The sequence below is a fragment of the Macellibacteroides sp. genome (assembly GCF_050251695.1).
GTDB lineage: Bacteria > Bacteroidota > Bacteroidia > Bacteroidales > Tannerellaceae > Macellibacteroides > Macellibacteroides fermentans.
Window position 1 is genome coordinate 1 of record NZ_JBFWMI010000125.1, and the last position, 6,765, is coordinate 6,765.

Here is a 6,765-nt window from a genome sequence, read left to right on the forward strand (position 1 = left end):
AAAATAGATATGTCGAACGAAACCGTAAGCAGTAATACCCTCGATAAAAGATCAACAGTCATAGCTGTAATTATAATTGGAGCTATGTTCTTTATATTCGGTCTGGTATCGTGGGTAAATGCGATACTTATTCCTTATTTTAAAATTGCCTGTGAATTAACTCATTTCGAATCTTATTTTGTTGCATTTGCTTTTTACATTGCATACCTTGTTATGTCTGTCCCTTCTGCCTTTCTTTTAAAGAGAGTCGGATATAAAAAAGGGATGATGGTCGGATTCTTCTTTATGGCTGCGGGAGCATTGATATTTGTCCCTGCTGCCCTTACCCGTACATATGGCATATTTCTTACAGGCTTATTTACAATCGGCACAGGATTAGCCATTCTTCAATCAGCTGCAAATCCGTACATTACGATTGTCGGACCTATAGAAAGTGCGGCCAAGCGGATGAGTATTATGGGGGTATGTAACAAATTTGCCGGGATTGTATCTCCGTTGATTTTTGCAGCAGTTGTACTTAAAGTTTCAGACAGTGATATGTTTACTCTGTTGGAATCCGGCACATTAGATGAAGTGGCAAAAAACAACATGCTGGACGAACTGATCAGGCGTGTGATTCTTCCCTATAGCGTATTGTCGGCTTTACTCTTTGCATTCGGATTGTTTATTCGTTTTTCAGTATTACCGGAAATTAATCCTGAGCACGAAACTAAAGAAGAAGCTGCTTCAAATAATGGAAAGAAATCTATACTGGATTTTCCGTATCTTATTCTGGGAGCATTTGCATTGTTTCTGCATGTTGGGACTCAGGTGGTAGCCATTGATACGATTATCGGATACGCCGGAACGATGGGTATGGATTTATTGGAAGCAAAAGCATTCCCCTCCTACACGTTAACAGCTACGATTGCGGGTTATTTACTTGGAATAATTCTTATTCCGAAGTACATTTCACAGACCAATGCACTGCGTTTTTGCTGCACATTAGGACTTTTTCTATCTCTTGGGGTAATTTTGGCCGATTACGACGTTACAATTCTGGGACACCAAAGTAATCTGTCAATCTGGTTTTTAGCATCACTTGGATTTCCAAACTCTCTTATTTATGCAGGAATATGGCCATTGTCAATTAAGGGATTAGGCCGATTTACAAAAATCGGATCATCACTCTTGATTATGGGATTATGTGGAAATGCTATAATGCCAGTCCTTTATGGATATTTGGCAGATGTATGGAACGTGCAGGCAGCTTACTGGTTATTGGTTCCCTGCTATCTGTACCTGATATTTTTTGCAGTCCACGGGCACAAGATTAAAAGCTGGTCGCCCGCTAAATAAATAAAAAAATGAAGCATAGACTAGTTATAAACGACGCAATTATCATTCTTCCGGGCCGAATTTCGGAAAAGGGATATGTTGTTTGCGAAGACGGAATCATTACTCAGATCGGGCAGGGATATTTTCCTGCTACTGAAAGTGATGAGATTATAAATGCTGGTGGACTTTATGTATCACCTGGGTTTATTGATATGCACACACATGGAGCCGGAGGATATGACTTTATGGATGGAACTGTTGAAGCCTATCTGGGCGCTGCCAAAATGCATGCAAAACATGGAACTACTTCCTTATTGCCAACAACGCTTACAAGTACGAATGAAGAATTACTCAAAACATTCAGTATATACAAAGAAGCAAAGGCAAAAAATACGGAAGGCGCCTCCTTTTTAGGTTTACATCTGGAAGGTCCCTATTTTGCATACGGGCAAAAAGGAGCACAAGACCCCAAGTACCTTCGGAATCCCGAACCCGAAGAATACAATGCCATCCTGGAAGCCTCCGATGATATAATGCGTTGGAGTCTGGCCCCCGAATTGAAGGGGGCGATTGAGTTTGGCAAAGTACTTCGATCTAAAAATATCTTGCCATCCATTGCCCATACAGATGCCATATGCGAAGAGGTGGAAGAGGCTTTTGACGCAGGTTTTACTCATGTAACGCATCTGTATTCCTGTATGTCTACCATCACACGCCGCAACGCATACAGATATGCCGGAGCGTTGGAAGCTACGTATCTGATAGATGACATGACAGTCGAGATTATTGCGGATGGAGTCCATCTCCCCAAATCGTTGTTGCGGTATGTATATAAGTTCAAAGGGCCTGATAAAATAGCTTTATGCACTGACTCAATGCGGGGGGCAGGTATGCCGGATGGAGAGTCAATCCTGGGCAGTCTGCAAGGAGGACAAAAAGTAATAATTGAGGATGGCGTTGCCAAATTACCCGACCGCACAGCCTTTGCGGGAAGCGTTGCTACAGCCGACCGACTTATCCGTACCATGATCGGATTGGCGGATGTACCCCTGGAAGAGGCAATCAGAATGATTACACTTACTCCGGCTCGTATATTAAAGATAGATAAAACAAAAGGTTCAATAGAAATAGGAAAAGAAGCCGACCTTGTTCTTTTCGATAAAGATATCAATATCAATACTACCATAATAAATGGTAAGGTTGTGTATAAAAAAACTCACTAAAATACGTAGAAAAAAATGATTTTCACAAAAGATAAAATAACAGTAAAGCTTTATGATTCCCGTAAAGAGATGGGAGAAATAGCAGCAAGCGACACAGCAGCTAAAATTCAAGAGTTGCTACTCGTAAAAGATGAAATAAACATAATATTCGCAGCAGCCCCTTCTCAAAATGAATTTTTGGCTTCATTAGTCAAAGAAAACCGGATCGACTGGAGCAGAATAAATGCCTTTCACATGGACGAATACATAGGGTTGGAAGAGGATGCTCCTCAAAGATTCGGACATTTCTTAAAAGAGAGCATTTTCGGGAAAGTTCCCTTCAAACAGGTTAATTATATCAACGGGAAAGCTCTTCCCTCCGAAGAATGTGCCCGATACGAAGCGCTTTTAAAACAATATCCTGCAGACATTGTTTGCTTAGGAATAGGTGAAAATGGTCATATTGCATTCAATGATCCGCACGTGGCTGATTTCAAAGACCCTCAGGCTGTTAAAGTTGTTGATCTGGATCAGGCCTGCAGGCAGCAACAAGTCAACGACGGATGCTTTCAATCCATCAATGAAGTACCAACTCACGCCTATACTTTAACCATACCGGCACTGCTTTCGGCCGACTATATGTATTGTATTGTTCCTGGAGAAAGCAAGGCAAATGCTGTATACCATACATTGTACGGTGAAATTAGTATTACTTGTCCAGCCTCTGTTTTACGAACAAAAGATAATGTAACTTTGTATCTCGATGCAAATAGTGCGTCATTAATAGAGACAAAAACCTTTTAAATTTACATATCATGAAATTAAAAATCATTGCATTGTTATGTTTGCTGATTACATCCGCTGGTTTGCTACATGCACAGGAAGTAATCAAAATAGGTATAATTGGTCTGGACACATCACATGCTCCAGCATTTATTAAATTGTTAAACAGCAATGATCCTCTACCGGAACATAAGGGTTTTAAGATTGTTGCTGCCTATCCCTATGGATCGAAAACAATCGAAAGCAGCTACAAACGTATCCCAGGATATACGGAAGAGGCTCAGAAGCATGGTGTTGAAATAGTAGGGTCTATTGCTGAACTTTTGGAGAAAGTGGATTGTGTTATGCTTGAGACCAATGACGGTAATCTGCATCTTGATCAGGCTGTTGAAGTCTTGAAAACCGGCAAACCCATGTTTATTGATAAACCGGTAGCCGCCACTCTAACCGATGCGATTGCTATTTTCTCGTTGGCTAAAAAATACAACTCTCCTATGTTTTCTTCATCTACCTTACGATTTACGCCAAGAAATCAAGAGCTTAAAAGAGGAGAACACGGTAAGGTTTTGGGTGCCGACTGTTTTTCACCGGCAACAAACGAACCTTCTCATGCCGATTTCTCATGGTACGGGATCCATGGTGTTGAAACCTTGTTCACCGTTATGGGTGGTGGCTGTAAGCAGGTAACCCGTGTATCTGCCGAAGGTACAGATGTTGTAGTGGGATTATGGAACGACGGACGTATAGGTACATTCAGAGGACTCCGTACAGGTAAAGCTGACTTTGGTGGTACCGCTTTCTGCGAATCAAAAACGGTTGCAGCAGGTGGATACATTGGATTTAAAGATCTGCTAACGGAAATTCTTACATTCTTCAAGACAAAAAAGGTTCCGGTAACTGAGCAGGAGACCATAGAAATATTTACTTTTATGGAAGCTTCCAACCAAAGCAAGCGCTTAGGAGGGAAACCCGTATCAATGCAGGAGACACTTGAACGTTGTACAAAAGCCGCTCAAAAGGTTCTAAAAGCTAAGAAATATTAATATGAGACATATACTGTTTCTGTTACTTATAGGATTGATGGCCTGTCAGCCCAAATCAGGGAACAAGAAATTTACCGGAGCAGAAGGTGAAATCAAAATTATCACCTTTGCTCCGGGCCATTTTCATGCAGCTCTTCTTCAAAAAACGATGTTGAAGCAGCTTGATAAAAAGGTCCAGGTCTATGCTCCTGCTGGTCCGGAGGTTGATGCCCATCTGGCTCTTATCAACTCTTTCAACAATCGCACCGAAAACCCTACATGTTGGGATGAAGAGGTCTATATTGGAGACGACTATCTCACAAAGATGCTGAATGAAAAGAAAGGAAATGTTGTGATTCTTGCGGGTAACAACAAAGACAAGACATCCTACATTCTTCAGTCGGTTGCGGCAGGGATGAATGTACTTGCCGACAAACCGATGGCAATTGATAAATCTTCATTCCATAAACTGGAAGAGGCATTTGAGCTAGCCAATAAAAAGAATGTATTACTTTACGACATCATGACAGAACGCTATGATATCCTTAACATAGTGAATAGGGTGCTTATGCAGCATAAAGAGCTGTTTGGCGACATCCAAACCGGCTCTCCACAGGATCCTGCCGTTAAGTTGGAAAGTGTTCATCATTTTTACAAGCTAGTATCCGGTAAACCTTTGGTAAGACCTGTATGGTATTACGATGTGATGCAACAAGGTGAAGGGATTGTCGATGTTACAACTCATCTGATAGATTTGATTCACTGGAAATGTTTTCCTGAAACAATCCTAGACTATAAAAAAGACATCCGTATTACCGGGGCTAAGCATTGGGCGACTCCTCTTAGCTTAAGTGATTTCTCTAAATCTACTTTAGCAACGGAATTTCCGGATTACCTGAATAAAGACGTTAAAGATTCCACCTTATTTGTTTATGCAAACGGAGAAATCAACTATCAGGTAAAGGACGTAAATGTAGGCATTTCAGTGGTATGGAATTTCCAGGCTCCCGAAGGTGCCGGAGATACCCATAGTTCTATAATCAAAGGGACCAAGGCCTCAATATATATTTTGCAGGGGAAAGAACAAGGATATTCACCCAAGTTATATATAAAGAAAGCAGATCAGGTAAGCGAGGCTGATTTTAAATTGCATCTTGATCATGTAATAACCGGATTAAAGAAAAACTACGACATTGGGGCTCAGTTGGCTGATAATGGAATGTACGAAATTGTAATTTCAGACAAACATAAAGACGGTCACGAAGCTCACTTCTCACATGTAGCCGAAAAGTTTTTTGGATTTCTGGTTTCCAGAGAGATGCCGGAATGGGAGGTTCCTAATATGTTGACCAAGTATTTTATCACAACTGAAGCACTTGAAATTGCAAAAAAAGAGGACAAATGATCGGCAATTATCTAAACTACTACGAATCCTCCAACCTTTTACATGGGTCGCTCATGCAAATTATGGGTACACGTCTGGATGCCTTGATTCTTGGCGCCGGACCTACCTTGGCCAACAAGGTATGGGAAGAGGTGAAAGATGAGTTGGTAAGATTAAATAAGATGCTTAATAAATTTGACAAGGAGAGTGAATTGTATCGAGTGAATAACAAGGCAATTCACTCTCCTTGTTCTGTTAGCGAAGAGTTGTGGAAAATTCTGGCTGACTGTGAACAATATTATGAACGTACCTATGGATACTTTGATATAAGCTTAAAAGATTATTCAAAAGTAGAATTTGACAATGAATGTCATACGGTGTACTTTACTGACACGGGCATCCAACTTGATCTTGGGGGATATGCGAAAGGATACGCCCTCGAAAGCATCAGAAAGATCCTTGTCAACCATTCGATAACCCAGGCTTTAATAAACTTCGGAAATAGCTCCGTACTAGCTCTGGGCAGCCATCCTCATGGGGATAGCTGGTCTATCGGGATAAACGATCCTTATAACCCGGATAAGATTGTAGGAAACATATCTTTACGCGATAATACATTATCAACTTCCGGAAATATGCCCAGTCACACCGGACATATCTTTAATCCATTTACGGGACAATATAACGCCGACAGACGTATTGTTTCTGTTTCTGCCCCTAATGCAATTGATGCGGAGGTAGTCTCCACCACATTGATGATTGCCGATAAAATAAAGGAAAAGGAAATTGTCTCTCAATTTACCATCGACCAGTATTGTATCTTTTCTCTATAACAACTTCATTCAGTCCTTCGTTAAGTTTTAATGCGCGGTAATGCTGCTTAGTATTTCTTCTGTCGGAATCTCATTGAACAGACACAGCCGACACAAACCTTATAAAAAACATCCGACAGACTTAGATTAAGTTGGAAAGGGATAATATAAACATTGAATATAATAAGTATGACAGATACAAGCTTTGGGTAGTATATATTCAGTAGGGTATATAAACAAAAAAA

Annotated in this window: 6 protein-coding genes; all 6 read left to right on the plus strand. The window is 40.7% G+C overall.

What is annotated here, in order from left to right; translation table 11 throughout:
- The first annotated feature begins 9 nt into the window (after positions 1–9).
- Genes AB7E53_RS13550 through AB7E53_RS13575 form a run of 6 tightly spaced genes read left to right on the plus strand, consistent with a single transcriptional unit; the run spans position 10 to position 6,541 of the window.
- Entirely contained in the window at positions 10–1,338 is a 1,329-nt protein-coding gene (locus AB7E53_RS13550) for a sugar MFS transporter (protein ID WP_446776266.1), read from the plus strand.
- Between the two features lie 8 nt (positions 1,339–1,346).
- Positions 1,347–2,540, plus strand: coding sequence for an N-acetylglucosamine-6-phosphate deacetylase (nagA, locus tag AB7E53_RS13555; RefSeq protein ID WP_446776262.1), 1,194 nt, complete (start codon positions 1,347–1,349; stop codon positions 2,538–2,540).
- Between the two features lie 15 nt (positions 2,541–2,555).
- Positions 2,556–3,323 carry a glucosamine-6-phosphate deaminase gene (locus AB7E53_RS13560; RefSeq protein WP_446772191.1) on the plus strand — a complete coding sequence of 256 codons (768 nt, stop codon included), beginning with the start codon at positions 2,556–2,558 and terminating at the stop codon, positions 3,321–3,323.
- 11 nt (positions 3,324–3,334) lie between these two features.
- On the plus strand, positions 3,335–4,345 hold the full coding sequence (locus AB7E53_RS13565) for a Gfo/Idh/MocA family protein (protein ID WP_079682719.1): 1,011 nt from the start codon (positions 3,335–3,337) through the stop codon (positions 4,343–4,345).
- Position 4,346: 1 nt separating this feature from the next.
- On the plus strand, positions 4,347–5,729 hold the full coding sequence (locus AB7E53_RS13570; RefSeq protein WP_446776264.1) for a putative oxidoreductase C-terminal domain-containing protein: 1,383 nt from the start codon (positions 4,347–4,349) through the stop codon (positions 5,727–5,729).
- Positions 5,726–6,541 (plus strand): FAD:protein FMN transferase, encoded by an 816-nt coding sequence (locus AB7E53_RS13575; protein ID WP_179399738.1) that lies wholly within the window; start codon positions 5,726–5,728, stop codon positions 6,539–6,541. Before AB7E53_RS13570 ends, AB7E53_RS13575 begins: the two co-directional genes overlap by 4 nt.
- Positions 6,542–6,765: the final 224 nt, after the last annotated feature.

Excerpts from the sequence above, each read along its gene's own strand:
- AB7E53_RS13570 (WP_446776264.1), top strand. The coding sequence starts at position 4,347 with ATGAGACATATACTGTTTCTGTTACTTATAGGATTGATGGCCTGTCAG.
- AB7E53_RS13565 (WP_079682719.1), top strand. The coding sequence starts at position 3,335 with ATGAAATTAAAAATCATTGCATTGTTATGTTTGCTGATTACATCCGCT.
- AB7E53_RS13575 (WP_179399738.1), top strand. The coding sequence starts at position 5,726 with ATGATCGGCAATTATCTAAACTACTACGAATCCTCCAACCTTTTACAT.
- AB7E53_RS13560 (WP_446772191.1), top strand. The coding sequence starts at position 2,556 with ATGATTTTCACAAAAGATAAAATAACAGTAAAGCTTTATGATTCCCGT.
- nagA (WP_446776262.1), top strand. The coding sequence starts at position 1,347 with ATGAAGCATAGACTAGTTATAAACGACGCAATTATCATTCTTCCGGGC.
- AB7E53_RS13550 (WP_446776266.1), top strand. The coding sequence starts at position 10 with ATGTCGAACGAAACCGTAAGCAGTAATACCCTCGATAAAAGATCAACA.